Annotated in this window: 22 protein-coding genes and 3 tRNA genes; 24 read left to right on the top strand and 1 reads right to left on the bottom strand. The window is 65.5% G+C overall.

Annotated features, from left to right (window positions below):
* Positions 1 to 8: 8 nt before the first annotated feature.
* Entirely contained in the window at positions 9 to 887 is an 879-nt protein-coding gene (locus ABS361_04395; protein ID XBY45529.1) for an RNA methyltransferase, read from the bottom strand.
* A gap of 334 nt (positions 888 to 1,221) precedes the next feature.
* On the opposite strand from ABS361_04395, the gene ABS361_04400 reads away from it, so the two are divergent.
* From ABS361_04400 to rpsS, 24 genes are all read left to right on the top strand, one after another.
* A tRNA-Tyr gene (locus ABS361_04400) sits at positions 1,222 to 1,306 on the top strand.
* 163 nt (positions 1,307 to 1,469) lie between these two features.
* Positions 1,470 to 1,543 (top strand) — tRNA-Gly (locus ABS361_04405).
* 108 nt (positions 1,544 to 1,651) lie between these two features.
* On the top strand, positions 1,652 to 2,002 hold the full coding sequence (locus ABS361_04410; protein ID XBY45530.1) for a RidA family protein: 351 nt from the start codon (positions 1,652 to 1,654) through the stop codon (positions 2,000 to 2,002).
* Between the two features lie 243 nt (positions 2,003 to 2,245).
* The gene (gene tuf / locus ABS361_04415; protein ID XBY45531.1) at positions 2,246 to 3,436 is read left to right on the top strand and encodes an elongation factor Tu; all 1,191 of its coding nucleotides are present in this window, start codon (positions 2,246 to 2,248) and stop codon (positions 3,434 to 3,436) included.
* Between the two features lie 233 nt (positions 3,437 to 3,669).
* Positions 3,670 to 4,536 (top strand): pilus assembly protein TadG-related protein, encoded by an 867-nt coding sequence (locus tag ABS361_04420; protein ID XBY45532.1) that lies wholly within the window; start codon positions 3,670 to 3,672, stop codon positions 4,534 to 4,536.
* 257 nt (positions 4,537 to 4,793) lie between these two features.
* A tRNA-Trp gene (locus tag ABS361_04425) sits at positions 4,794 to 4,869 on the top strand.
* A 104-nt stretch (positions 4,870 to 4,973) separates the two neighbouring features.
* Positions 4,974 to 5,171, top strand: a complete 198-nt coding sequence (gene secE / locus ABS361_04430; protein ID XBY45533.1) for a preprotein translocase subunit SecE — start codon at positions 4,974 to 4,976, stop codon at positions 5,169 to 5,171.
* Between the two features lie 20 nt (positions 5,172 to 5,191).
* Positions 5,192 to 5,722, top strand: coding sequence for a transcription termination/antitermination protein NusG (nusG, locus tag ABS361_04435; protein XBY45534.1), 531 nt, complete (start codon positions 5,192 to 5,194; stop codon positions 5,720 to 5,722).
* Positions 5,723 to 6,005: 283 nt separating this feature from the next.
* Complete coding sequence (rplK, locus tag ABS361_04440) at positions 6,006 to 6,452, top strand: 50S ribosomal protein L11 (GenBank protein XBY45535.1); 447 nt, start codon at positions 6,006 to 6,008, stop codon at positions 6,450 to 6,452.
* Between the two features lie 4 nt (positions 6,453 to 6,456).
* On the top strand, positions 6,457 to 7,161 hold the full coding sequence (gene rplA / locus ABS361_04445) for a 50S ribosomal protein L1 (protein XBY45536.1): 705 nt from the start codon (positions 6,457 to 6,459) through the stop codon (positions 7,159 to 7,161).
* A gap of 432 nt (positions 7,162 to 7,593) precedes the next feature.
* Positions 7,594 to 8,112 (top strand): 50S ribosomal protein L10, encoded by a 519-nt coding sequence (rplJ, locus tag ABS361_04450; protein XBY45537.1) that lies wholly within the window; start codon positions 7,594 to 7,596, stop codon positions 8,110 to 8,112.
* An 82-nt stretch (positions 8,113 to 8,194) separates the two neighbouring features.
* Positions 8,195 to 8,572 (top strand): 50S ribosomal protein L7/L12, encoded by a 378-nt coding sequence (rplL, locus tag ABS361_04455; GenBank protein ID XBY45538.1) that lies wholly within the window; start codon positions 8,195 to 8,197, stop codon positions 8,570 to 8,572.
* A 425-nt stretch (positions 8,573 to 8,997) separates the two neighbouring features.
* The gene (gene rpoB / locus ABS361_04460) at positions 8,998 to 13,140 is read left to right on the top strand and encodes a DNA-directed RNA polymerase subunit beta (protein XBY45539.1); all 4,143 of its coding nucleotides are present in this window, start codon (positions 8,998 to 9,000) and stop codon (positions 13,138 to 13,140) included.
* A gap of 197 nt (positions 13,141 to 13,337) precedes the next feature.
* On the top strand, positions 13,338 to 17,534 hold the full coding sequence (gene rpoC / locus ABS361_04465; GenBank protein ID XBY45540.1) for a DNA-directed RNA polymerase subunit beta': 4,197 nt from the start codon (positions 13,338 to 13,340) through the stop codon (positions 17,532 to 17,534).
* Between the two features lie 1,043 nt (positions 17,535 to 18,577).
* Positions 18,578 to 18,949 (top strand): 30S ribosomal protein S12, encoded by a 372-nt coding sequence (gene rpsL / locus ABS361_04470; protein XBY45541.1) that lies wholly within the window; start codon positions 18,578 to 18,580, stop codon positions 18,947 to 18,949.
* 47 nt (positions 18,950 to 18,996) lie between these two features.
* Positions 18,997 to 19,467, top strand: coding sequence for a 30S ribosomal protein S7 (gene rpsG / locus ABS361_04475; protein ID XBY45542.1), 471 nt, complete (start codon positions 18,997 to 18,999; stop codon positions 19,465 to 19,467).
* A 33-nt stretch (positions 19,468 to 19,500) separates the two neighbouring features.
* Complete coding sequence (fusA, locus tag ABS361_04480) at positions 19,501 to 21,573, top strand: elongation factor G (GenBank protein ID XBY45543.1); 2,073 nt, start codon at positions 19,501 to 19,503, stop codon at positions 21,571 to 21,573.
* A gap of 45 nt (positions 21,574 to 21,618) precedes the next feature.
* Complete coding sequence (gene tuf / locus ABS361_04485; GenBank protein ID XBY45544.1) at positions 21,619 to 22,809, top strand: elongation factor Tu; 1,191 nt, start codon at positions 21,619 to 21,621, stop codon at positions 22,807 to 22,809.
* Positions 22,810 to 22,885: 76 nt separating this feature from the next.
* Positions 22,886 to 23,194, top strand: a complete 309-nt coding sequence (gene rpsJ, locus ABS361_04490) for a 30S ribosomal protein S10 (protein XBY45545.1) — start codon at positions 22,886 to 22,888, stop codon at positions 23,192 to 23,194.
* 79 nt (positions 23,195 to 23,273) lie between these two features.
* The gene (gene rplC / locus ABS361_04495) at positions 23,274 to 23,999 is read left to right on the top strand and encodes a 50S ribosomal protein L3 (GenBank protein XBY45546.1); all 726 of its coding nucleotides are present in this window, start codon (positions 23,274 to 23,276) and stop codon (positions 23,997 to 23,999) included.
* Positions 23,999 to 24,628, top strand: a complete 630-nt coding sequence (gene rplD, locus ABS361_04500) for a 50S ribosomal protein L4 (GenBank protein XBY45547.1) — start codon at positions 23,999 to 24,001, stop codon at positions 24,626 to 24,628. Before rplC ends, rplD begins: the two co-directional genes overlap by 1 nt.
* A gap of 2 nt (positions 24,629 to 24,630) precedes the next feature.
* A complete protein-coding gene (locus ABS361_04505; protein XBY45548.1) occupies positions 24,631 to 24,927 on the top strand; it encodes a 50S ribosomal protein L23 in 297 nt (98 codons plus the stop codon).
* A gap of 19 nt (positions 24,928 to 24,946) precedes the next feature.
* A complete protein-coding gene (gene rplB, locus ABS361_04510; protein XBY45549.1) occupies positions 24,947 to 25,783 on the top strand; it encodes a 50S ribosomal protein L2 in 837 nt (278 codons plus the stop codon).
* A 9-nt stretch (positions 25,784 to 25,792) separates the two neighbouring features.
* Entirely contained in the window at positions 25,793 to 26,071 is a 279-nt protein-coding gene (rpsS, locus tag ABS361_04515; GenBank protein ID XBY45550.1) for a 30S ribosomal protein S19, read from the top strand.
* Positions 26,072 to 26,074: the final 3 nt, after the last annotated feature.

Below are 26,074 nucleotides of genomic sequence, written 5' to 3' on the forward strand. Positions count from 1 at the left end.
CGGTTCGATTACGTCCCCGAGGCTGCCTGCTTGGCGGCGGCCTGCTTGGCACGCACGATATAGAGCGACAGCACGGCGGCGTTGGAGACGTTGAGCGACTTGATTGCGCCGGGCATGTCGATGCGCGCCAGCGCGTCGCAGGCCTCGCGCGTCACCGGGCGCAGGCCCTTGCCCTCGGCGCCGAGCACGACGACCGTGCGGGCGCCGACCTCGGTGCCTTCGAGATCGGCCGGGCCCTCGCTGTCGAGGCCGATGACCCGGAAGCCTTCCGAGCGCAGCGTGCCGAGCGCGCGGGCGAGATTGACCACCTCGATATGGGTGATCAGGTCGAGCGCGCCGGAGGCCGATTTGGCCAGCACGCCCGATTCGTCCGGCGAATGATGCGAGGGCGTGATCAGCGCGTCGGCGCCGAGCGCGACCGCCGAGCGCATGATCGCGCCGACATTGTGCGGGTCGGTGACCTGATCGAGCGCCAGCACGAGCCTGGCGCGGCCGAGATCGGTCAGCGCGACGGGCTCCAGCGGCTTCGATTCGATCAGGATGCCCTGATGCACCGCGTCCTCGCCGACGCGGGCGTCGATCCAGCGCGGTTCGACCAGTTGCGGCTCGACGGGGAAATTGACACCGCGCTCGGCGAGCCGGGCGAGGGCGTTGCGCGTCGCATAGATCGCATGCACGACGCGCTCGGGATTGGCGAGCGCGGTCTCGACCGTGTGCAGGCCATAGAGGAACACGCGACCGTCGGGCGCGCCCGATCCCGGCCGTCCCTTGCGCCTCTGATGCACAGGCGGCTTGGAGGGATGCCGGCCGGCGCGGGCGAAGCGGGCGCCATCGGCGCGCGGCGGGCGCCTGTTGCCGGAGTGGTCGTCGGAATGGTCGTCGGACAAGGGGCGGTTCCTCGAGGCTCGAAGCCGAGGTCATAGACCGGGCGCGGCAGGCGGGCAACGGCCGCGCGTCCGTTTGCGCGACGCGCCGCCCGGAACCGGTGCCGCCCATAACCGATGCGGTCCGGAACCGGTGCGGCCTTGCTCGATCCTGTCGAGGACGGGCAACCTGCCGTCCCCGTGGTGCGCGAACGCGGCCGGGCGCACTTCATCCACAGGGCAGGGCGGATGCTCCACGCCTTTCACGGATCGATGCATTTGGGCTGTTGACACGGGGAACCCCGGTCGCCATAACACGCGCCACATCGGGACCGGCCCCAAACGGCCGCACTCGAATGGGGGAATGTCCCGAGCGGCAAAGGGGGCGGACTGTAAATCCGCTGGCTAAGCCTTCGTAGGTTCGAGTCCTACTTCCCCCACCATTCTCTTCCGATCAGATCAGGCAAGGCTCCCGATGCGGTTCGTCGCGTCGCGTACTGCCTCGGGCGCGGTTCGCGAGGGCATTGGCGGGCATGCCGCTTGTGCATCGCTGCTCGTGCAGGTCTTGCAATGACGGCCGCGCTGTCGCACATAGGGGCGGCCTATGCGGGTATAGCTCAATGGTAGAGCAGCAGCCTTCCAAGCTGAATACGCGGGTTCGATTCCCGCTACCCGCTCCAACCCTCCGAGACGCTCTTTTCCGAGACGCTCACTTTCCGAGACACCTCGGGCGCCGGCGCTCCCTGAACGATCGCCGCCTGCCTCAGGGCTCCCAAGGACGAGACATCATGACCATCAAGCGAATCGGCGCCGGTCCGCGCATGAGCCACGCCGTGATCCACGGCGACAAGGTCTATCTCGCCGGTTACGTCGCCGAGGCGGCCAAGGGCCAGTCGGTCAAGGAACAGACCGCCGACATCCTCGCCCAGATCGACGAGACGCTCGCCGAGGCCGGGACCGACAAGACCAAGATCCTGAAGGCCAACATCTGGCTGACCAACATCGACACCTGGGCCGAGATGAACGAGGCCTGGGACGCGTGGGTCGTGCCCGGCCAGACGCCGGCGCGCGCCACCGTCGAGGCGCGGCTCGCCTCGCCGGGGCTCGATGTCGAGATCATGGTCGAAGCCGCGATCTGAACCGGGCGGCGCGAGCGCCGATCTCGAGGTTCGGCGCGGGCGCCGATCTCGGGGTTCGACGTTGCCGCCGACCCTGCCGATCAGCGGCGCGATGCCTCGATTATCCTTCATTTCCGATCCGTGACAGGCGCACGGATCGGCCCTTGCTCTGTCGCGGGAAATCCCATAAAGAGCCGCACGCATTAACGGCGGCGCGGCTCGGCTCGCGCGAGTTCAACCGACTATCCCACCGGGGACCAGGCAATGGCCAAAGAGAAATTCAACCGCGACAAGCCGCACTGCAACATCGGCACGATCGGTCACGTCGACCACGGCAAGACGTCGCTGACGGCTGCGATCACGAAGGTGCTCGCGGAGTCGGGTGGCGCGACGTTCAAGGCGTATGACCAGATCGACGCTGCGCCTGAAGAGAAGGCGCGCGGCATCACGATCAACACGGCGCACGTCGAGTATCAGACGACGAACCGCCACTATGCGCACGTCGACTGCCCCGGCCACGCCGACTACGTGAAGAACATGATCACGGGCGCGGCGCAGATGGACGGCGCGATCCTGGTCGTTTCGGCCGCCGACGGCCCGATGCCGCAGACCCGCGAGCACATCCTGCTCGCCCGTCAGGTCGGCGTCCCGGCGCTGGTGGTGTTCCTGAACAAGTGCGACATGGTCGACGATCCGGAGCTGCTCGAGCTCGTCGAGCTCGAGGTCCGTGAGCTGCTGTCGTCGTACCAGTTCCCGGGCGACGACATCCCGATCATCCGCGGCTCGGCCACGGAAGCGCTCAACAACGGCAACCCCGAGCTCGGCCGCGATGCGGTTCTGAAGCTGATGGCGGCCGTCGACGAGTACATCCCGCAGCCGGAGCGTCCGGTCGACCAGCCGTTCCTGATGCCGGTCGAAGACGTGTTCACGATCTCGGGTCGCGGCACGGTCGTGACGGGTCGCGTCGAGCGCGGCATCGTCAAGGTCGGCGAGGAAATCGAGATCGTCGGCATCCGTCCGACCCGCAAGACGACCTGCACGGGCGTCGAGATGTTCCGCAAGCTGCTCGACCAGGGCCAGGCGGGCGACAACATCGGCGCGCTGCTGCGTGGCATCGAGCGCAAGGACGTGGAGCGCGGCCAGGTGCTGTGCAAGCCGGGTTCGGTGACGCCGCACACGAAGTTCGAGGCCGAGGCCTACATCCTGACGAAGGAAGAGGGCGGCCGTCATACGCCGTTCTTCGGCAACTACCGTCCGCAGTTCTACTTCCGCACGACGGACGTGACGGGTGTGGTGCAGCTGCCGGAAGGCACCGAGATGGTGATGCCGGGCGACAACGTGAAGCTCGTGGTCGAGCTGATCGTGCCGATCGCGATGGAAGAGAAGCTCCGCTTCGCCATCCGCGAAGGCGGCCGCACCGTCGGTGCCGGCGTCGTCGCCAAGATCATCGCTTGACGATCTCGGCGGGCGTTTCGTCCGCATGGTAATCGACATGGAAAGCCCGCCGGCGCTCGCCGGCGGGCTTTTCGTTCTGCGGGATCCGCGTGGAGCGCAAAGAGTGTCGTTGCACCTTTGATATCGGCGAGGCGCTGCAATTTAGATATTGCGTATAATTTTAAGCATTGTTCCGCAGAAACTTTAAATGACGCTGACGTAGGGTTGATGCCGAAATTACAGGATTTCGGACCATGCTCGGCTTCGATACGTTCAAGAAGTTATGGGGTAACCGCCGCGGCAACGTGGTGGTCGTGTTCGCGCTGACCGTTCCCATCGTCGCCTCCGCGACGGGCGGCTTCGTCGACTTCAATCGGATGGGCTCGCTGCGCCGGCAGGTGCAGGACGCGATGGATCTGTCCGTCCTGTCGGCTTTCAAGACCACGACCGTGCCGAACAATGCCGTCGCCCTGCAGGTGTTCTCCAGCCGGACCTTCGATCCGGCGCTGAAGGTCGATATTCCGACCTTCACCAATCCCAACGCGAGCTCGATCAAGGGAAGCGTGACGGCCAAGTACAAGCCGGCGTTCCTGTCGATGGCGGGCATCACCTCGCTCGACATCGCGGTCTCGTCGACCGCGCTGGCGGAACAGAGCCAGGGCATAGCCACGCTCACCGCATCGACGGTCAGTGCCAAAGGCGCATTCGACAAGCAGATCTATTTCTTCACCAAGGATGCCGATGGCAAGGTGATCAGTCAGTCTCTGCTGCTCGACTACGACTATACGCTGAATGGATATAATTACACGTCGACCAAGGTCTACACGCCGCCGATCGGAAACAGCAAGACGATTACGATCCAGCCGTACCAGACCTACGGCTACTACATGATCGCCTATCAGGACACGACCTATTACGGCAAGCGGATCAATCCGGTGACGTCGTGGAGCGACGATCCGAACGCGGCGAAGTTCCGCAAGAGCACCGGCGACTGCTCGACCTCGTCGGGGCAGACCGACAATTGGGAGGACGGCGGCGACAACGACTTTGCCGACTTCTCCCTGACGCTCAAGTGTACCAAGGGGCCGACCGGTCCGCTGGTGGTGCGGCTGTCGCGCTGAGGGCCCGTGAATTCAGGTGCGCCGCTCGCGCGGACCGAAGAGAACCGACCGCGGGGAGGGCGCGCGCCCGCGACCCTCGTCCGCCGGGGCCCCTGGCGTCCGCCGTGGTCTCTGGTTTCGGCGCGGGTATCGATAGTTATCCCCATCTCGGCCGATCGTTCGCTTGCAAAATGCGCGGCCACGGTCTATGTCCGCGTCCGAACCCCGCGCGCCGGGGCCGAGGGTCGCGCTGCCGCGAGGCGGCGCGGTTCGACTGAAGGGGTATAGCTCAGTTGGTAGAGCATCGGTCTCCAAAACCGAGGGTCGTAGGTTCGAGTCCTACTGCCCCTGCCAGTCGATTTGCTCTTGTGTACGGCGCGTGAAAGCATTAAGTGACACATTCCTAGCCGGCGCGTGGGACGTTCCGATCCCGCGCGCCTGCCTGTCGTGAGCGGCGGATGGCCAAGACCAATCCCTTCACCTTCCTTCAAGAGGTTCGTACCGAGGTCGCCAAGGTTTCCTGGCCGACCCGGAACGAGACGCTGATCACGACCGCCATGGTGTTCGTGATGGCTTTCGTCGCGAGCCTCTTCTTTCTCCTTGCGGACCAGTTGATGGGCTGGGGCGTCAGCCTCGTCCTCGGTCTCGGCAGCTGACGACGGACGGACTGACATCCATGGCCATGCGCTGGTACATCGTCCACGCGTACTCGAATTTCGAGAACAAGGTCGCCGAATCGATCCGCGATCGCGCCTCCCAGCAGGGGCTCTCGCATCTGTTCGAGCAGATCCTGGTTCCGACCGAGAAGGTCGTGGAAGTCCGGCGCGGCCGCAAGGTCGACGCCGAGCGCAAGTTCTTCCCCGGCTACGTCCTGGTGAAGATGGACCTGACCGATCAGGCGTTCCATCTGATCAAGAACACGCCGAAGGTCACCGGGTTCCTCGGCGCCGACAACAAGCCGATGCCGATCTCGGAGAACGAGGCGATGCGCATCCTGCAGCAGGTGCAGGAAGGCGTGGAACGCCCGAAGCCGTCGGTCTCGTTCGAGGTCGGCGAGAACGTCCGGGTGTCGGACGGCCCGTTCGCGTCGTTCAACGGCGTGGTGGAGGAGGTCGACGAGGAGCGGTCGCGTCTCAAGGTCGCGGTGTCGATCTTCGGGCGCGCGACGCCGGTCGACCTGGAGTACGGACAGGTCGAGAAGATCTGACGAGTGAAGAGTTTCGTGCGGATGCGTCGTGAGGCGACGTCCGCGCGGGAAGGCGGCGCGACCGTCGCTCATCCCCGGCCGATCCGACGAGGACGGTGGGGAGGGGTGGTGGATGCGCCGAATCGAGTCGTCCGGAGGCTCGTTTCGGCTTTGGCCGGAGCGGGAGACGGACGGGCGGGAGATCGACCGGTCGGCCATTCGCCGGCTCCGGGAGATCCGACCGCCAACTCCCGAACCGCCGGTCAAGGGCCTCGCCCGGCCGGCATGACACGAGGAGCCAGGAATGGCGAAGAAGATCCAGGGCTATATCAAGCTCACGGTGCCGGCGGGTGCAGCGAACCCGTCGCCGCCGATCGGACCGGCGCTCGGCCAGCGCGGTCTCAACATCATGGCGTTCTGCAAAGACTTCAACGCCAAGACCCAGGAGATGGTGAAGGGCACGCCGTGCCCGACCGTCATCACCTACTTCACGGACAAGAGCTTCTCCTTCGAGATCAAGACTCCTCCGACCTCGTTCTTCCTGAAGCAGGCGGCCAAGCTGCCGACGCCGAAGAAGCCGGGTTCGGGCTCGAAGACTCCGGGCCGCACCTTCGTCGCCTCCGTGACCAAGAGCCAGGTCAAGGAGATCGCCGAGAAGAAGATGCGCGACATGAACGCGAACGACGTCGAGGCGGCCATGCGCATGGTCGAAGGCTCGGCGCGCTCGATGGGCATCCGGGTCACGGAGTAAGATCATGCCGAAGATCGCCAAGCGTATTGCAAAGACCCGTGAGGGCATCGACCGCGTCAAGCTCTATGGCCTCGAGGAGGCCGTGAAGCTGGTGCAGGATCGCGCGACCGCCAAGTTCGACGAGACCATCGAGGTCGCGTTCAACCTCGGCGTCGATCCGCGTCACGCCGACCAGATGGTCCGTGGCGTCTGCAACCTGCCGAACGGCACCGGCAAGGTGCTGCGCGTCGCCGTGTTCGCCAAGGGCGCCAAGGCCGACGAGGCCAAGGCCGCCGGCGCGGACATCGTCGGCGCCGAAGAGCTCGTGCAGGAGATCCAGGGCGGCAAGATCGACTTCGATCGCTGCATCGCGACCCCGGACCTGATGCCGCTGGTCGGCCGTCTCGGCAAGGTACTCGGCCCGCGCGGCCTGATGCCGAACCCGAAGGTCGGCACGGTGACCATGGACGTCGCCAAGGCCGTCAAGGACGCCAAGGGTGGCGCGGTCGAATTCCGTGCCGAGAAGGCGGGCATCGTGCATGCCGGCGTGGGCAAGAAGTCGTTCACGACCGAAGCCCTGATCGAGAACATCCGCGCCTTCGCGGACTCGGTCATCAAGGCCAAGCCGACCGGCGCCAAGGGCACCTACGTCCAGCGCGTGTCGGTGTCCTCGACCATGGGGCCGGGCGTCAAGATCGACCCGTCGTCGGTCACCGCGCCGCAGGCGTGATTTTTCTCCCTCCGCGCCGACAAGGCGGGGAGGGACTTCAGTTTCCGCCCGGGTTCGCCCGGGCGGGGAAGCGGAGCGATCCGGTCTCACGGCCGGCCGTTCCGTTCCTGTCCGAGACTGCAGGTGCCGGGAGACCGGCTTAAGTCCGGGCGAGCGTGTCGCGAAGACGTCTCGCCAAGGGAGCCTGCACTAGACGGGTGAGAAAGTTTTCCGAAGGGACGCGCATGCGTTCCGGACGATGCGTTCGAACCGTGACGCCTTTGCCGTCGACCGGGCGACCGGACCCGCGGCCGGAGGGGACAGGAAGACCAGCGCCGATCCGATCCGATCCGGCCGAGGGGGTATCCCCGAGGCGGGCGAGGGGCGGGGCGGCACCCCCGAAACCGGTCGATGGGGTTCGCGCCCAACGGCCAAAGGCAAATGAGGCAGTCCGTGGATAGAGCGGAAAAGCGCGAGTTGGTCTCGACCCTCAATGTCCAGTTCAAGACGACTGGCGTTGTGGTCGTGGCCGGCTACGCGGGCCTGACGGTCGCCGACATGACCAACCTGCGCGGCAAGGCGCGGGCGGCTGGCGGCTCGGTCAAAGTGGCCAAGAACCGTCTCGCCAAACTGGCTCTTCAAGGCACCGATCTCGAACCGATCGCGCATCTCTTCAAGGGTCCGACCGTCATCGTCTCGTCGAGCGATCCGGTCGCGGCCACGAAGGTCTGTGCGGAGTTCGCCAAGGCGAACGAGAAGTTCGTGATCCTCGGTGGCGGCATGGGCACGCAGGCGCTGAGCCCCGATGGGGTCAAGGCGCTCGCGACCCTGCCGTCGCTGGACGAACTGCGCGCCAAGATCGCCGGCATGATCAATCAGCCGGCGGCCAAGCTCGCGTCCGTCATCGCGGCCCCGGGTGGCGCGCTCGCGCGCGTCATCCAGGCCAATGCCGACAAGGACCAGGCGGCGTAATCCGTCTTCGACATTCCCGCACGGCGGTATCGCCGTGTGGATCCCCATCATTCTGGTTCGAACACATCAAAGGTGAATGACAATGGCTGATCTCGCCAAGATCGTCGACGATCTCTCGTCGCTGACCATCCTCGAGGCCGCTGAGCTCGTGAAGATCCTCGAGGAGAAGTGGGGCGTCTCCGCCGCCGCTCCGGTCGCCGTCGCTGCCGCGGGCGGTGCCCCGGCCGCTGCCGCCCCGGTCGAGGAGAAGACCGAGTTCACCGTCGTCCTCACGGACGCCGGCGCGAACAAGATCAACGTCATCAAGGAAGTGCGCGCCATCACCGCGCTCGGCCTGAAGGAAGCCAAGGACCTCGTCGAGGGCGCGCCGAAGCCGGTCAAGGAAGGCGTGTCGAAGGACGAAGCCGAGAAGATCAAGAAGCAGCTCGAAGGCGCTGGCGCCAAGGTCGAGCTCAAGTGATTTTCTCCCGCCCGGGAAACCGGGCGGCCTGAGTTCAGCGTATCCCCGGACGTTCGTGGTTCACCCACGCGCGGCCGGGGATACCGTCGTCGGGAGGGTCTCCCGGCGAGAAGAGGGAATGATCCGAAGGACTTCGGGGCATTTCTTCGTGCGTCACGCAAAGTGTCCGCCACGTTCGGCGGGATCCGAGGCGAGGCGCGAGAGGGGAAGCGGGAGAGCGGGGTGGAAGCCGAAAGGCGACCGGACGGTGATCCCGGCAAGTGGTGCCGAAGCGGGGGCGTCCCCGGCCGAGGCGAGGCGCAGGTAGCGGCCTGGATCCAGGGCATGGATCCGGGGACGGCGATCCCGAGAGCCGCATCGCTCCCCATGGAGAGGGGCGAGGCGGACCTCCGGACAGCCGTCCGGTACGCTGACGAGGAACGACAATGGCTCAGACGTTCAACGGTCGTAGACGTGTCCGCAAGTTCTTCGGTTCGATCCGCGATGTGGCGGAGATGCCGAACCTCATCGAGGTGCAGAAGGCGTCCTACGACCAGTTCCTGCTGGTCGACGAGCCGAAGGGCGGCCGGCCCGAGGAGGGTCTGCAGGCCGTGTTCAAGTCGGTGTTCCCGATCTCCGACTTCCAGAACCGCGCCCTGCTCGAGTTCGTCCGCTACGAGTTCGAGCCGCCGAAGTACGACGTCGACGAGTGCCGGCAGCGCGACATGACCTTTGCCGCGCCGCTGAAGGTCACGCTGCGCCTGATCGTGTTCGATGTCGACGAGGACACCGGCGCGAAGTCGGTCAAGGACATCAAGGAGCAGGATGTCTACATGGGCGACATGCCGCTCATGACCGACAACGGCACCTTCATCGTCAACGGCACCGAGCGCGTCATCGTCTCGCAGATGCACCGGTCGCCGGGCGTGTTCTTCGACCACGACAAGGGCAAGACCCATTCGTCGGGCAAGCTCCTGTTCGCCGCGCGCATCATCCCGTATCGCGGGTCCTGGCTCGACATCGAGTTCGACGCCAAGGACATCGTCTACGCGCGTATCGATCGCCGGCGTAAGATCCCGGTCACGTCGCTCATGTTCGCGCTCGGCATGGACGGCGAGGACATCCTGTCGACCTTCTACAACAAGCTGTCGTACATCCGCGACGGCAATGCATGGCGCGTGGCCTACGACGCCAATCGCATGCGCGGCTACAAGGCGACCGTCGATCTGGTCGACGCCGATACCGGCGAGGTGGTGATCGAGGCCGGCAAGAAGCTGACCGCGCGGCAGGCGCGCATCCTGGCGGAGAAGGGCCTCAAGGCGCTCAAGGTCAACGACGAGGACGTCGTCGGCCAGTATCTCGCCGAGGACATGGTCGATCCGAAGACCGGCCTCATCTATGCCGAAGCCGGCCAGGAGATCACCGAGAAGCTGCTCAAGCAGCTGCTCGACAACGGCTATCTCGAGATCGAAGTCCTCGACATCGATCACGTGAACACCGGCGCCTACATCCGCAACACGCTGGCGATCGACAAGAACGAGTCCCGCGAGGACGCGCTGTTCGACATCTATCGCGTGATGCGCCCGGGCGAGCCGCCGACGGTCGACACCGCGGAGGCGATGTTCCAGTCGCTGTTCTTCGACGCCGAGCGCTACGACCTGTCCGCGGTCGGCCGCGTGAAGATGAACATGCGTCTCGACCTCGACGCCGAGGACACCGTGCGCATCCTGCGCAAGGACGACATCCTTGCGGTCATCCGCACGCTCGTCGAGCTGCGCGACGGCAAGGGCGAGATCGACGACATCGACAACCTCGGCAACCGTCGCGTTCGCGCCGTCGGCGAGCTGATGGAGAACCAGTACCGCGTCGGCCTGCTCCGCATGGAGCGCGCGATCAAGGAGCGCATGTCCTCGGTCGAGATCGACACGGTCATGCCGCAGGATCTGATCAACGCCAAGCCGGCCGCCGCCGCCGTGCGCGAGTTCTTCGGTTCCTCGCAGCTGTCGCAGTTCATGGACCAGACCAACCCGCTCTCCGAGATCACGCACAAGCGGCGTCTCTCGGCGCTCGGCCCGGGCGGTCTGACCCGCGAGCGCGCCGGCTTCGAGGTGCGCGACGTGCACCCGACGCACTACGGCCGCATCTGCCCGATCGAGACGCCGGAAGGCCCGAACATCGGCCTGATCAACTCGCTCGCCACCTTCGCGCGCGTCAACAAGTACGGCTTCATCGAGGCCCCGTATCGTCGCGTCCGCGACGGCCGGGTCACCGAGGACGTCGTCTACATGTCGGCGATGGAGGAATCGAAGCACTACGTCGCGCAGTCGAACGCCGTGCTCGATCCGACCGGGAAGCTGGTCGAGGACCTGATCGTCTGCCGTCACGCCGGCGAGAACGAAATGGTGCCGGTCGACAAGGTCGACTACATGGACGTGTCGCCGAAGCAGCTCGTCTCGGTCGCCGCGGCGCTGATCCCGTTCCTCGAGAACGACGACGCCAACCGCGCGCTCATGGGCTCGAACATGCAGCGTCAGGCCGTGCCGCTGATCCGCGCCGAGGCGCCGTTCGTCGGCACCGGCATGGAAGCGGTCGTGGCCCGTGACTCGGGCGCGGCCATCGCGGCCAAGCGGACCGGCGTCGTCGACCAGGTCGACGCGACCCGTATCGTCGTGCGTGCCACGCAGGACCTCGATCCGTCGAAGTCGGGCGTCGACATCTACCGGCTGATGAAGTTCCAGCGCTCGAACCAGTCGACCTGCATCAACCAGCGTCCGCTGGTGCGTGTCGGCGACTTCATCGAGAAGGGCGACATCATCGCCGACGGTCCGTCGACCGACATCGGCGATCTGGCGCTCGGCCGGAACGTGCTCGTCGCGTTCATGCCGTGGAACGGTTACAACTTCGAGGACTCGATCCTGCTCTCCGAGAAGATCGTCTCGGAGGACGTGTTCACCTCGATCCACATCGACGAGTTCGAAGTGGCGGCCCGCGACACCAAGCTCGGGCCGGAGGAGATCACGCGCGACATTCCGAACGTCTCGGAAGAAGCGCTGAAGAACCTCGACGAGGCCGGCATCGTCTACATCGGCGCCGAGATCCGCCCGGGCGACATCCTGGTCGGCAAGATCACGCCGAAGGGCGAGAGCCCGATGACGCCGGAGGAGAAGCTGCTCCGCGCCATCTTCGGCGAGAAGGCCTCGGACGTCCGCGACACGTCGCTGCGCGTGCCGCCGGGCGTGACCGGCACGGTCGTCGAGGTGCGCGTGTTCAATCGCCACGGCGTCGAGAAGGACGAACGTGCTATGGCGATCGAGCGCGAGGAGATCGAGCGTCTCGCCAAGGACCGTGACGACGAGCAGGCGATCCTGGACCGCAACGTCTACGGCCGTCTCGCCGACCAGCTCCTGGGCAAGGTCGCCATCTCGGGCCCGAAGGGGTTCAAGAAGGACCAGACCCTGACGCAGGAGCTGATCGAGGAGTATCCGCGCTCGCAGTGGTGGCAGTTCGCCGTCGCCGACGAGAAGATGATGGGCGAGATCGAAGCCCTGCGCGGTCAGTACGACGAGAGCCGCAAGCGCCTCGAGCAGCGCTTCATCGACAAGGTGGAGAAGCTGCAGCGCGGTGACGAGCTGCCCCCGGGCGTCATGAAGATGGTCAAGGTCTTCGTCGCTGTGAAGCGCAAGATCCAGCCGGGCGACAAGATGGCCGGCCGTCACGGCAACAAGGGTGTCGTGTCGCGCATCGTGCCGGTCGAGGACATGCCGTATCTCGAAGACGGCACCAACGTCGACATCGTGCTGAACCCGCTCGGCGTGCCGAGCCGCATGAACGTCGGCCAGATCCTCGAGACGCATCTGGGCTGGGCCTGCCGTGGTCTCGGCAAGAAGATCGACAAGATGCTCGAGGCCTACCGCAAGTCGGGCGACCTCGCGCCTCTGAAGACCGAGATCGTCGAAGTGTTCGGACCGAACATCAAGGGCGAGAATCCGGCGCAGTTCGACGACGACTCCATCGTTCGGCTGGCGGATCAGCTCAAGAAGGGCGTTCCGATCGCGACCCCGGTCTTCGACGGTGCCAAGGAGCACGACATCGAAGCGCTGCTGACCCGCGCCGGCCTCGCCGGTTCGGGCCAGGTCACGCTGTTCGACGGGCGTACCGGCGAGCCGTTCGACCGTAAGGTCACCGTCGGCTACATCTACATGCTGAAGCTCGACCACTTGGTGGACAACAAGATCCACGCCCGGTCGATCGGCCCGTACTCGCTCGTCACCCAGCAGCCGCTGGGCGGCAAGGCGCAGTTCGGCGGCCAGCGCTTCGGCGAAATGGAGGTGTGGGCGCTCGAAGCCTACGGCGCGGCCTACACGCTGCAGGAGATGCTCACGGTCAAGTCGGACGACGTGGCCGGCCGTACCAAGGTCTACGAGTCGATCGTTCGCGGCGACGACACCTTCGAGGCGGGCATCCCGGAGAGCTTCAACGTGCTCGTCAAGGAAATGCGCTCGCTCGGCCTCAACGTCGAACTGGTCAACCAGGACAACCAGGCGGGCGTGCCGCAAGAAGGCACGCTCGGCATCGACGCCGCGGAGTGATCCGCTGCGTCGCGACCCCGGTCGGCGGCCTCGCGCCCTGACCGGGGCGACCCGGGAAGCGGCGGATCGCCGCCGTCTCGGGGACTTAATTGTCGTGTAGGATGTTTCGAAACGAGACATCCACTGGGAATTCTTGGGCGGGCCGGGCGCATGCGGCACTTTTGCGACCGGACCCCGCTTCCGCCAGGAGACGGCCGATGAACCAAGAAGTGATGAACATCTTCACCCCGCAGGCTCAGGTGGCGCCGAGCTTCGACGCCATCCGGATCTCGATCTCGAGCCCGGAGAAGATCCTGTCGTGGTCCTACGGCGAGATCAAGAAGCCGGAGACCATCAACTACCGCACGTTCAAGCCCGAGCGTGACGGTCTGTTCTGCGCGCGTATCTTCGGACCGATCAAGGACTACGAGTGCTTGTGCGGCAAGTACAAGCGCATGAAGTACAAGGGCGTCATCTGCGAGAAGTGCGGCGTCGAGGTCACTCTGAGCCGCGTGCGCCGCGAGCGCATGGGCCACATCGAGCTCGCCGCCCCGGTCGCGCACATCTGGTTCCTGAAGTCGCTGCCGAGCCGCATCGGCATGCTCATGGACATGACGCTCAAGGATCTCGAGCGCATCCTGTACTTCGAGCACTACGTCGTCATCGAGCCGGGCCTGACGCCGCTGAAGCTGCATCAGCTGCTGACGGAGGAGGAGTACCTCAAGGCTCAGGACGAGTACGGCGAGGACAGCTTCACCGCCATGATCGGCGCGGAGGCGATCCGCGACATGCTCGCGGCGATGGACCTGCCGAAGATCGCCGACCAGCTGCGTATCGACATTCAGGAAGCCACCGGCGACCTGAAGCCGAAGAAGCTCGCCAAGCGGCTGAAGCTCGTCGAGAGCTTCATCGAGTCCGGCAACCGTCCGGAGTGGATGATCCTGACCGTGGTTCCGGTGATCCCGCCGGACCTGCGTCCGCTCGTGCCTCTCGACGGCGGCCGCTTCGCGACCTCGGACCTGAACGACCTCTATCGCCGCGTCATCAACCGTAACAACCGCCTCAAGCGGCTGATCGAGCTGCGCGCGCCGGACATCATCATCCGCAACGAGAAGCGCATGCTTCAGGAAGCGGTCGATGCGCTGTTCGACAACGGCCGTCGCGGCCGCGTGATCACGGGCGCCAACAAGCGCCCGCTGAAGTCGCTCGCCGACATGCTGAAGGGCAAGCAGGGTCGGTTCCGTCAGAACCTGCTCGGCAAGCGCGTCGACTATTCGGGCCGTTCGGTCATCGTCGTCGGTCCGGAGCTCAAGCTGCACCAGTGCGGCCTGCCGAAGAAGATGGCGCTCGAGCTGTTCAAGCCGTTCATCTACTCGCGCCTCGACGCCAAGGGCCTCTCTTCGACGGTCAAGCAGGCGAAGAAGCTGGTCGAGAAGGAGCGGCCGGAGGTCTGGGACATCCTCGACGAGGTGATCCGCGAACATCCGGTCATGCTGAACCGCGCCCCGACGCTGCACCGCCTCGGCATCCAGGCCTTCGAGCCGGTGCTGATCGAGGGCAAGGCGATCCAGCTGCATCCGCTGGTCTGTACCGCGTTCAACGCCGACTTCGACGGCGACCAGATGGCCGTGCACGTTCCGCTGAGCCTCGAGGCGCAGCTGGAAGCGCGCGTCCTGATGATGTCGACCAACAACATCCTGCACCCGGCCAACGGTCAGCCGATCATCGTGCCGTCGCAGGATATCGTCCTCGGCCTCTACTATCTGTCGATCATGGCGGAGAACGAGCCGGGCGAGGGCATGGCCTTCGGCAATCTCGGCGAGCTCAACCACGCGCTCGCCGCCAAGGCGATCACGCTGCACACCAAGATCCGCGGCCGCTGGTCGGGCGTGGACAAGGAAGGCAAGTCGTTCACCAAGATCTACGAGACGACCCCGGGTCGTCTCCTGATCGGTGACCTGTTGCCGCGGCACCCGGGCATCACCTTCGACGTCTGCAACCAGCTGATGACGAAGAAGAACATCTCGGGAATGATCGACGCGGTCTACCGCACCTGCGGCCAGAAGGAGACCGTGATCTTCTGCGACAAGATCATGTCGCTCGGCTTCCACAATGCGTTCAAGGCCGGCATCTCGTTCGGCAAGGACGACATGGTGATCCCGGACACCAAGCCGCGGATGGTCGCCGAGACCCAGGCTGCGGCCAAGGAGTTCGAGCAGCAGTACCAGGACGGCCTGATCACGCAGGGCGAGAAGTACAACAAGGTCGTCGACGCCTGGGCGAAGTGCACGGACCGCATCGCCGAGGAGATGATGAAGCGCATCTCCACGGTGCAGATCGACCAGGAGACCAAGCGGCAGAAGCCGATCAACTCGATCTACATGATGTCGCACTCCGGTGCCCGTGGTTCGCCGACCCAGATGCGCCAGCTCGCCGCCATGCGCGGCCTGATGGCCAAGCCGTCGGGCGAGATCATCGAGACGCCGATCATCTCGAACTTCAAGGAAGGCCTGACCGTTCTCGAGTACTTCAACTCGACGCACGGTGCCCGTAAGGGCCTCGCCGACACGGCGCTGAAGACCGCGAACTCGGGCTACCTGACCCGTCGTCTCGTCGACGTGGCGCAGGACAGCATCATCACGGAGCAGGACTGCGGCACCGATCAGGGCATCCGCGTCCAGGCGATCGTCGATGCGGGTCAGGTCGTGGCGTCGCTGGCGATGCGCATCCTCGGCCGCGTCACCGCCGAGGATCTGGTCGACCCGAATGCTGGCACGGTCGTGGTTCCGAAGGGCACGCTGCTCGAGGAGGCGCATGTCAAGCGGGTCGAGGCGGCCGGCATCCAGTCGGTGCGCATCCGCTCGGTGCTGACCTGCGAGACCAAGATCGGCGTCTGCGTGCAGTGCTACGGTCGCGACCTGGCGCGTGGCACGCCCGTCAACATGGGCGAGGCGGTCGGCGTCATCGCGGCGCAGTCGATCGGCGAGCCGGGCACGCAGCTCACGATGCGTACCTTCCACGTCGGCGGCACGGCGCAGGTGGTCGACTCCTCGTTCGTGGAGTCGAACTTCGAAGGCACCGTGAAGATGCGCAACCGCAACGTGGTGCGCGACTCGGAAGGCCGTCTGGTCGTCATGGGCCGCAACACCTCGGTCGTCGTCGTCGACGCGGACGGGTCGGAGCGGGCGGTGCACCGCCTGATCTACGGCTCGCGCCTGTTCGTCGACGAGGGCGACAAGGTCAAGCGCGGCCAGCGTATCGCGGAGTGGGATCCCTACACCCGTCCGATCATGACCGAAGTCGATGGCATCATCGGCTACGAGGACCTGATCGACGGTCAGACGATCCAGGAGACGGCCGACGAGGCGACGGGCATCACCAAGCGCGTCGTCATCGACTGGCGCACCTCGGCGCGCACCGGCGATCTGAAGCCGGCGCTCGTCATCAAGGGCGCCGACGGCAAGATCCTGCGCCTGTCGCGCGGCGGCGAGGCTCGCTATACCCTGCCGGTGGATGCGATCCTCTCGGTCGAGCCGGGCGGTTCGATCCGGGCGGGCGATGTCATCGCCCGTATCCCGCTCGAGAGCGCCAAGACCCGCGACATCACCGGCGGTCTGCCGCGCGTCGCGGAGCTGTTCGAGGCCCGGCGTCCGAAGGATCACGCGATCATCGCGGAGATCGACGGCACGATCCGCTTCGGCCGCGACTACAAGAACAAGCGTCGGATCCTGATCGAACCGGCGGATGCGAGCCTGGAGCCGGTCGAGTACCTGATTCCGAAGGGCAAGCACGTCTATCTGCAGGACGGCGACATCGTCGAGAAGGGCGACTTCATTCTCGACGGCAACCCGGCCCCGCACGACATCCTGGCGATCAAGGGCGTGGAGGCTCTCGCGGCCTACCTCGTCAACGAGATCCAGGAGGTCTACCGATTGCAGGGCGTCGTGATCAACGACAAGCACATCGAGGTCATCGTCCGTCAGATGCTGCAGAAGGTCGAAGTGACCGATGCCGGCGACACGGACCTGATCGTCGGCGAGCAGGTCGACAAGATCGACTTCGACGCCGTCAACGAGGCGCTGGTCGCGGAAGGCAAGAAGCCGGCTTCGGCGAGCCCGGTGCTGCTCGGCATCACCAAGGCGTCGCTGCAGACCCGGTCGTTCATCTCGGCCGCGTCGTTCCAGGAGACCACCCGCGTCCTCACCGAGGCGGCGGTCGCCGGCAAGATCGACTCGCTCGAGGGCCTGAAGGAGAACGTGATCGTCGGCCGTCTGATCCCGGCCGGCACGGGCTCGGTGATGAACCGCGTCCGCCAGATCGCCACCCGGCGCGACGAGCTCATCCTCGAGGAGCGCAAGGGCCAGCAGGTCGAGCCGGTTCCGGCCGAGGCGCCGGCGCTGCCGGCGGCCGAGTGATTGAACAACGATCGACACAGTTGGAAAGGCCGCGGAGCGATCCGCGGCCTTTCGCGTTCACGGGGGGCGCGTTCACGGGGAGCAGATGGCGTTCGGGGCGACGGTTCCGGCCGAAGAGGCGGGGTGGGGGCTGATGCCGGCGACCACGCGGGAAGCCCGCCGGTAGCGCTGGCATGCTGCACTGCAGCGGGTGTCATTTCGCTGCAATGTCGCCGTGTCAGAACCGCCGCGTTCGGGCGACCTGCGGGTTTCTTGTCGGTCGCCACTGACCCTTTCGATCCTCAAGATCAGTTGCCTTCGTCTGATCCGCCGGCTGACAAGGCCGGCGGGTCCTTTTCCCATCCCGAGGGACCGGCGACTCGGGCTGCCGAGGTCGAGAATCGCGTGTGGACCGACTCGCCTGGCGAGCACCCGTCGCGAAGGCCGCCTCAGCGATAGAATCGGCGGCCCCTTACACCCGCCAGCGTCCGATCGGCCAGCGGCATGGTCCGGCGGTGGCGGATTCGATGGCGTCGGTGCGCATGAAATGCAAAGCGCGTTGCCGCGGCCCATGGTGAATCTTGCGCCGTTCGGCACCTGTGCCGTGGCGCCGCGCGCCTGTCCCGAAACCGGACGCTTTCCTGCCGATTTCGCTTGACGGCCGGGACGGGGCAACCTATAAGCGGCGCACTTTCGCGGCAGGCCCGTCGGCCGCCGATGCTTCGCCAGCGCCCTCTAAGGGGCACCTTCGCAAGAAGGGATGGCGGAACAGGGCGCCGAGACGCTGCCGGGACGCGACCTGGAAAAGCCGAGGAATCATGACCTGGGTGGATGAACCCATCCCGGTCCTCTGACTTTTCGCGCCGACCGTGGGATCTTCGGATCCGCGGTCCGGTGCTTTCGCTCGTTCCTATCGGGGGGGCGGTGGACATGTCGATCCCGTGCGGCGCACAAGGCGCGCGCCGGGGCAGGGGAGGGTGTGGCGCCTGCTGAGGTGTGCTGCATCGGCCCGAGCGAGAGACGAGAACGGCCGAATGGCCCGGATACGAGAAGGCTGAAGACGAATGCCGACGATCAACCAGCTCATCCGCAGCCCGCGGGTTGCGCCGACCAAGCGGAACAAGGTTCCCGCCATGGAGGCCTGCCCGCAGAAGCGTGGGGTGTGCACGCGCGTCTACACGACGACGCCGAAGAAGCCGAACTCGGCGCTCCGCAAGGTGGCCAAGGTTCGTCTCACCAACGGCTACGAGGTGATCGGTTACATCCCGGGCGAGGGCCATAACCTGCAGGAGCACTCGGTCGTCATGATCCGTGGCGGCCGCGTCAAGGACTTGCCGGGCGTGCGCTATCACATCCTGCGCGGTGTGCTCGATACCCAGGGCGTCAAGGACCGCAAGCAGCGCCGTTCGAAGTACGGCGCCAAGCGTCCGAAGTGATCCGGCTTTTCGAAGCCGCAACCCGTTTCACGACCGAGGAATAGTCCATGTCCCGTCGTCACAGTGCCGAAAAGCGCGAGATCAATCCGGATCCGAAGTTCGGCGACGTCGTCGTTTCGAAGTTCATGAACAACGTCATGCGCGACGGCAAGAAGTCGGCCGCCGAGACGATCGTCTATGGCGCCTTCGACATCATCGAGAAGAAGACCCGCCAGGATCCCCTCGGCGTCTTCCATCAGGCGCTCGAGAACGTGATGCCTCAGATCGAGGTCCGTTCGCGGCGCGTCGGCGGCGCGACCTATCAGGTCCCGGTCGAGGTCCGCTCGGAGCGTCGTCAGGCGCTGGCGATCCGCTGGCTGCTGACCGCGACCCGTGCGCGCAACGAAAAGACGATGACCGAGCGCCTCTCCGGTGAGCTGCTCGATGCGTCGAACAACCGTGGCAACGCGGTGAAGAAGCGGGAGGATACTCACCGCATGGCGGAGGCGAACCGCGCCTTCTCCCATTATCGCTGGTGATCCTTCTCTTCGACGCTTCCGACGAGGTTCGACATGCCCCGCACTCACGCCATCGAAGACTACCGCAACTTCGGCATCATGGCGCACATCGATGCCGGCAAGACGACGACGACCGAGCGTGTGCTCTATTACTCCGGTAAGAGCCACAAGATCGGCGAAGTCCACGACGGCGCCGCGACCATGGACTTCATGGAGCAGGAGCAGGAGCGTGGCATCACGATCACCTCGGCTGCCACCACGACGTTCTGGAACGGCAAGCGCCTGAACATCATCGACACCCCCGGCCACGTCGACTTCACCATCGAAGTCGAGCGTTCGCTGCGCGTGCTCGACGGCGCCGTGTGCGTGCTCGACTCGAACCAGGGCGTCGAGCCGCAGACCGAGACCGTTTGGCGTCAGGGCGACAAGTACAAGGTCCCACGGATCGTCTTCTGCAACAAGATGGACAAGATCGGCGCCGATTTCGATCGCTGCATCTCGGACATCAAGACCCGCCTGGGCGCGAAGCCGATCCCGATCCAGCTGCCGATCGGCTCGGAGAGCAATTTCAAGGGCCTCATCGACCTCGTTCGCATGGTCGCGGTCGTGTGGGAAGACGAGGCGCTCGGCGCCAAGTACCACGACGAGGAAATCCCGGCCGATCTCAAGGATCGTGCCGAGGCCGCGCGCATGGAGATGATCGAGGCCTGCGTCGAGCTCGACGAGACCGCGATGGAGCAGTATCTCGAGGGCAACGAGCCCGACGAGGCGACCATCAAGCGCCTACTGCGCAAGGCCGTGCTCACCAGCGCCTTCTATCCGGTGCTGTGCGGCTCGGCGTTCAAGAACAAGGGCGTCCAGCCCCTGCTCGACGCCGTCGTCGACTACCTGCCGTCGCCGATCGATCGCCCGGCGATCAAGGGCATCGACGTCAAGACCGGCGAAGAGGTCGAGCGCAAGTCGTCCGACGACGAGCCGCTGTCGCTGCTCGGCTTCAAGCTCATGGATGACCAGTACGGCATCCTGACCTTCTGCCGCATCTACTCGGGCAAGCTCGAGAAGGGCGTCACGCTGCTGAACTCGGTGCGCGAGAAGAACGAGCGCGTCGGCCGCATGGTTCTCATGCACGCCAACAGCCGCGAGGAAATCTCGGAGGCCTATGCCGGCGACATCGTCGCTCTGGTCGGCCTCAAGGACACCCGCACCGGCGACACGCTCTGCGACCCGAACAAGCCGGTCATCCTCGAGAAGATGGAGTTCCCGGAACCCGTCATCGAGATGGCGGTCGAGCCGAAGGCGAAGGGCGACCAGGAAAAGATGGGCATCGCGCTGGCGAAGCTCGCCGCGGAGGATCCGTCTTTCCGCGTCAACACCGATCCGGAGTCCGGCCAGACCATCATCAAGGGCATGGGCGAGCTCCATCTCGACATCAAGGTCGACATCCTGAAGCGGACCCACAAGGTCGAAGTCAACGTCGGCGCCCCGCAGGTCGCCTACCGCGAGACCATCCGCAAGTCGACGGAGATCGACTACACCCACAAGAAGCAGACCGGTGGCACCGGCCAGTTCGCGCGGGTGAAGTTCACGATCGAGCCGAACGAGACCGGCAAGGGCTTCGAGTTCGAGTCGAAGATCATCGGTGGTTCGGTGCCGAAGGAGTACTTCCCCGGCGTCGAGAAGGGCCTGAACTCGGTCCTCACCTCGGGTCCGGTGGCCGGCTTCCCGGTCGTCGACGTCAAGGTGGCACTGATCGACGGCGCGTATCACGAGGTCGACTCCTCGGCGATCGCGTTCGAAATCGCCTCGCGTGCGGCGTTCCGTGAAGGCCTGCAGAAGGCCAACCCGGTGCTGCTCGAGCCGGTCATGAAGGTCGAGGTCGTGACCCCCGAGGAGTACCTCGGTTCGGTCATCGGCGACCTCAACTCCCGCCGCGGCCAGATCGCCGGCACCGATACGCGCGGCAACGCGCAGATCGTCAATGCCATGGTCCCGCTGGCGAACATGTTCGGCTACGTCAACACCCTGCGTTCGTTCTCGCAGGGCCGCGCGAGCTACACCATGCTGTTCGACCACTACGAAGAAGTGCCGTCGAACGTCGCCCAGGAAGTCCAGAAGAAGTTCGCCTGATCCTTCGATAGCGATCGGCAATAGAGAGATCACGGAGTTCATCCGATGGCCAAAGAGAAATTCAACCGCGACAAGCCGCACTGCAACATCGGCACGATCGGTCACGTCGACCACGGCAAGACGTCGCTGACGGCTGCGATCACGAAGGTGCTCGCGGAGTCGGGTGGCGCGACGTTCAAGGCGTATGACCAGATCGACGCTGCGCCTGAAGAGAAGGCGCGCGGCATCACGATCAACACGGCGCACGTCGAGTATCAGACGACGAACCGCCACTATGCGCACGTCGACTGCCCCGGTCACGCCGACTACGTGAAGAACATGATCACGGGTGCCGCCCAGATGGACGGCGCGATCCTGGTCGTTTCGGCCGCCGACGGCCCGATGCCGCAGACCCGCGAGCACATCCTGCTCGCCCGTCAGGTCGGCGTCCCGGCGCTGGTGGTGTTCCTGAACAAGTGCGACATGGTCGACGATCCGGAGCTGCTCGAGCTCGTCGAGCTCGAGGTCCGTGAGCTTCTGTCGTCGTACCAGTTCCCGGGCGACGACATCCCGATCATCCGCGGCTCGGCCACGGAAGCGCTCAACAACGGCAACCCCGAGCTCGGCCGCGATGCGGTTCTGAAGCTGATGGCGGCCGTCGACGAGTACATCCCGCAGCCTGAGCGTCCGGTCGACCAGCCGTTCCTGATGCCGGTCGAAGACGTGTTCACGATCTCGGGTCGCGGCACGGTCGTGACGGGTCGCGTCGAGCGCGGCATCGTCAAGGTCGGCGAGGAAATCGAGATCGTCGGCATCCGTCCGACCCGCAAGACGACCTGCACGGGCGTCGAGATGTTCCGCAAGCTGCTCGACCAGGGCCAGGCCGGCGACAACATCGGCGCGCTGCTGCGCGGCATCGAGCGCAAGGACGTGGAGCGCGGCCAGGTGCTGTGCAAGCCGGGTTCGGTGACGCCGCACACGAAGTTCGAGGCCGAGGCCTACATCCTGACGAAGGAAGAGGGCGGCCGTCATACGCCGTTCTTCGGCAACTACCGTCCGCAGTTCTACTTCCGCACGACGGACGTGACGGGTGTGGTGCAGCTGCCGGAAGGCACCGAGATGGTGATGCCGGGCGACAACGTGAAGCTCGTGGTCGAGCTGATCGTGCCGATCGCGATGGAAGAGAAGCTCCGCTTCGCCATCCGCGAAGGCGGCCGCACGGTTGGTGCCGGCGTCGTCGCCAAGATCATCGCTTGATTATCGACAACCGGAGCGGGGCGCGCGCCTCAGTCGCGCGCCCTTCTCGTTCCCAGGAAGCTCCGAGGGTTCGGAAATGAACGGTCAGAACATCCGCATCCGCCTCAAGGCGTTCGACCATCGGGTCCTCGACGCCTCGACGCGCGAGATCGTCAACACGGCCAAGCGCACCGGCGCCAATGTCCGTGGTCCGGTTCCGCTGCCGACGCGGATCGAGAAGTTCACGGTGAACCGCTCGCCGCACATCGACAAGAAGAGCCGCGAGCAGTTCGAGATCCGCACCCACAAGCGGCTTCTCGACATCATCGATCCGACGCCGCAGACCGTGGACGCGCTCATGAAGCTCGACCTCGCCGCTGGCGTCGACGTAGAGATCAAGCTCTGATTCTTCATCAGAGCCGAGGCTGACGTACTCCCGGACCATCACCGTTCCGTGACGGTCCGACAACGATAGAGAGAACGCCATGCGTTCAGGTGTGATCGCACAGAAGCTGGGGATGACCCGGATCTTTACGGAGGCCGGCGAGCAGGTGCCCGTGACGGTGCTCAAGCTCGACAGCTGCCAGGTCGTCGCTCAGCGGACCGAAGAGAAGAACGGCTACACCGCGCTGCAGCTCGGTGCCGGTCTCGCCAAGGTGAAGAACACCACGCAGCCGATGCGTGGCCACTTCGCCAAGGCCGAGGTCGAGCCCAAGCGGAAGCTGGTGGAGTTCCGGGTCGACCCGGCGAACCTGATCGACGTGGGCGCGGAGATCACCGCCGACCACTTCGTCGTCGGTCAGTACGTCGACGTCACCGGGCAGTCGATCGGCAAGGGGTACCAGGGCGCCATGAAGCGCTGGAACTTCGGCGGTCTGCGTGCCACGCACGGCGTCTCGGTCTCGCATCGCTCGGCCGGTTCGACCGGTCAGCGCCAGGATCCGGGCAAGACGTTCGCGGGCAAGAAGATGGCTGGCCATCTCGGTGCCGAGCGCGTCACGACCCAGAACCTCAAGGTCGTCCGCACGGACGTCGACCGCGGCCTGATCATGGTCGAGGGCGCCGTTCCGGGCTCGAAGGGCGGCTGGATCATCGTCCGCGACGCCGTCAAGCGCGCCGCCCCCAAGGAGCTGCCGCTCCCGGGTGCGTTCCGCGCGCCGACCAAGGCCGCCGCGGCTCAGACCGCTACGGAAGAGAAGGGGGCCGAGTGATGAAGCTCGACGTCAAGACGCTCGACGGCGCCGCGGCCGGCTCGATCGAGCTTTCCGACGAGATCTTCGGCCTCGAGCCGCGCACTGATCTCATTCAGCGCGTGATCCGTTGGCAGCTCGCCAAGCGCCGGGCCGGCACCCACAAGGTGAAGGGCCGCGCCGAGATCGCGCGCACCGGCAAGAAGATGTTCAAGCAGAAGGGCACCGGCAGTGCCCGTCACGGCTCGGCGCGCGCGCCGCAGTTCCGCGGCGGTGGCCGCGCCCACGGCCCGGTCGTGCGCAGCCATGCGCACGAGCTGCCGAAGAAGGTGCGTATCCTCGGCCTCAAGCACGCGCTGTCGGCCAAGGCCGCGGCTTCGTCGCTGGTGGTCCTTGATGCGGCCGCGCTGGACGCGCCGAAGACCAAGGTGGCGGCCGAGAAGCTCGCCAAGCTCGGTCTCTCGAACGTCCTGTTCGTGGCCGGCAACGAGGTCGACGCCAATTTCGGTCTGGCGACCCGCAACCTGCCGAACGTCGATGTCCTGCCGGCGCAGGGCCTCAACGTCTACGACATCCTGCGTCGCGAGACCCTGGTCCTGACCAAGGACGCCGTGGACGCGATCGAAGCCCGGTTCCGGGTGGAGGCCTGATCATGGCGACGAACCTCGCGCACTACGACATCATCCGCTCGCCGGTCATCACCGAGAAGGCGACGATCGCGGCGGAGCAGAACAAGGTGGTCTTCAACGTCGCGAAGACCGCCACGAAGCCCGAGATCAAGGCCGCCGTCGAGGCGCTGTTCAAGGTCGAGGTCGAGAAGGTCAACACGCTCGTCCGCAAGGGCAAGGTGAAGCGCTTCCGCGGCTTCGTCGGCAAGCAGGACGACTTCAAGCGCGCGATCGTGACCCTCAAAGAGGGCCACAAGATCGACATCACGACCGGCCTCTGAGGATCGGGAGAAGGATAAAATGGCGCTCAAGACCTTCAAGCCGGTCACGCCCTCGATCCGCCAGCTGGTCATCGTCGACCGCTCGGAGCTGCACAAGGGCAAGCCGGTCAAGAGCCTGACCGAGGGTCTGAACAAGACCGGCGGCCGCAACAACCTCGGCCGCGTCACCGCCCGCTTCAAGGGCGGCGGTCACAAGCGGACCTATCGCATCGTCGACTTCAAGCGTCGCAAGTTCGGCGTTCCGGCGACGGTGGAGCGGCTCGAGTACGATCCGAACCGTTCGGCGTTCATCGCGCTGATCCGGTATCAGGACGACGAGCTGAGCTACATCCTGGCGCCGCAGCGCCTCGCTGTCGGCGACACGGTCATCGCCTCGGCCGACGTCGTCGACGTCAAGCCGGGCAACGCGATGCCGGTGGGCAACATGCCGGTCGGCACCATCATCCACAATGTGGAGATGAAGCCGGGCAAGGGCGGGCAGATCGCCCGTTCGGCGGGCACGTTCGCGCAGATCGTCGGCCGCGACCAGGGCTACGTGATCGTTCGCCTGAACTCGGGCGAGCAGCGTCTGATCCTCGGCACCTGCCTGGCTTCGGTCGGCGCGGTGTCGAACCCGGATCACATGAACACCTCGATCGGCAAGGCCGGTCGCTCGCGTTGGCTGGGTCGCCGTCCGCATAACCGCGGTGTCGCGATGAACCCGGTCGACCATCCGCACGGCGGCGGCGAAGGCCGCACCTCGGGCGGCCGTCATCCGGTCACCCCGTGGGGCAAGCCGACCAAGGGCAAGAAGACGCGGTCCAACAAGCAGACGAACAAGTTCATCGTCCGCTCGCGTCACGCCAAGAAGGGTTGAGGTTAAGTTATGGCTCGTTCTGTCTGGAAAGGCCCGTTCGTCGACGGTTACCTCCTGAAGAAGGCCGAGAAGGCGCGCGCTGCGACGCGCGCCGAAGTGATCAAGATCTGGAGCCGTCGCTCCACGATCCTGCCGCACTTCGTCGGGCTCACCTTCGGCGTCTACAACGGTCAGAAGCACATCCCGGTTCTCGTCTCCGAGGACATGGTCGGTCACAAGTTCGGTGAGTTCTCGCCGACCCGGACCTACTATGGTCATGCGGCCGACAAGAAGGCGAAGAGGAAGTAAGCC

The sequence above is a fragment of the Ancalomicrobiaceae bacterium S20 genome (genome assembly GCA_040269895.1).
Classification (GTDB): Bacteria; Pseudomonadota; Alphaproteobacteria; order Rhizobiales; family Ancalomicrobiaceae; genus Methyloraptor; species Methyloraptor flagellatus.

Coding starts and splice junctions, on each gene's coding strand:
- ABS361_04410 (XBY45530.1), top strand. CDS start 1,652: ATGACCATCAAGCGAATCGGCGCCGGTCCGCGCATGAGCCACGCCGTG.
- nusG (XBY45534.1), top strand. CDS start 5,192: ATGGCCATGCGCTGGTACATCGTCCACGCGTACTCGAATTTCGAGAAC.
- rplD (XBY45547.1), top strand. CDS start 23,999: ATGAAGCTCGACGTCAAGACGCTCGACGGCGCCGCGGCCGGCTCGATC.
- secE (XBY45533.1), top strand. CDS start 4,974: ATGGCCAAGACCAATCCCTTCACCTTCCTTCAAGAGGTTCGTACCGAG.
- rplC (XBY45546.1), top strand. CDS start 23,274: ATGCGTTCAGGTGTGATCGCACAGAAGCTGGGGATGACCCGGATCTTT.
- rplL (XBY45538.1), top strand. CDS start 8,195: ATGGCTGATCTCGCCAAGATCGTCGACGATCTCTCGTCGCTGACCATC.
- rpsJ (XBY45545.1), top strand. CDS start 22,886: ATGAACGGTCAGAACATCCGCATCCGCCTCAAGGCGTTCGACCATCGG.
- tuf (XBY45531.1), top strand. CDS start 2,246: ATGGCCAAAGAGAAATTCAACCGCGACAAGCCGCACTGCAACATCGGC.
- ABS361_04505 (XBY45548.1), top strand. CDS start 24,631: ATGGCGACGAACCTCGCGCACTACGACATCATCCGCTCGCCGGTCATC.
- tuf (XBY45544.1), top strand. CDS start 21,619: ATGGCCAAAGAGAAATTCAACCGCGACAAGCCGCACTGCAACATCGGC.
- rplA (XBY45536.1), top strand. CDS start 6,457: ATGCCGAAGATCGCCAAGCGTATTGCAAAGACCCGTGAGGGCATCGAC.
- rpsG (XBY45542.1), top strand. CDS start 18,997: ATGTCCCGTCGTCACAGTGCCGAAAAGCGCGAGATCAATCCGGATCCG.
- ABS361_04420 (XBY45532.1), top strand. CDS start 3,670: ATGCTCGGCTTCGATACGTTCAAGAAGTTATGGGGTAACCGCCGCGGC.
- rplB (XBY45549.1), top strand. CDS start 24,947: ATGGCGCTCAAGACCTTCAAGCCGGTCACGCCCTCGATCCGCCAGCTG.
- fusA (XBY45543.1), top strand. CDS start 19,501: ATGCCCCGCACTCACGCCATCGAAGACTACCGCAACTTCGGCATCATG.
- rpoB (XBY45539.1), top strand. CDS start 8,998: ATGGCTCAGACGTTCAACGGTCGTAGACGTGTCCGCAAGTTCTTCGGT.
- rpsL (XBY45541.1), top strand. CDS start 18,578: ATGCCGACGATCAACCAGCTCATCCGCAGCCCGCGGGTTGCGCCGACC.
- rpsS (XBY45550.1), top strand. CDS start 25,793: ATGGCTCGTTCTGTCTGGAAAGGCCCGTTCGTCGACGGTTACCTCCTG.
- rplK (XBY45535.1), top strand. CDS start 6,006: ATGGCGAAGAAGATCCAGGGCTATATCAAGCTCACGGTGCCGGCGGGT.
- rpoC (XBY45540.1), top strand. CDS start 13,338: ATGAACCAAGAAGTGATGAACATCTTCACCCCGCAGGCTCAGGTGGCG.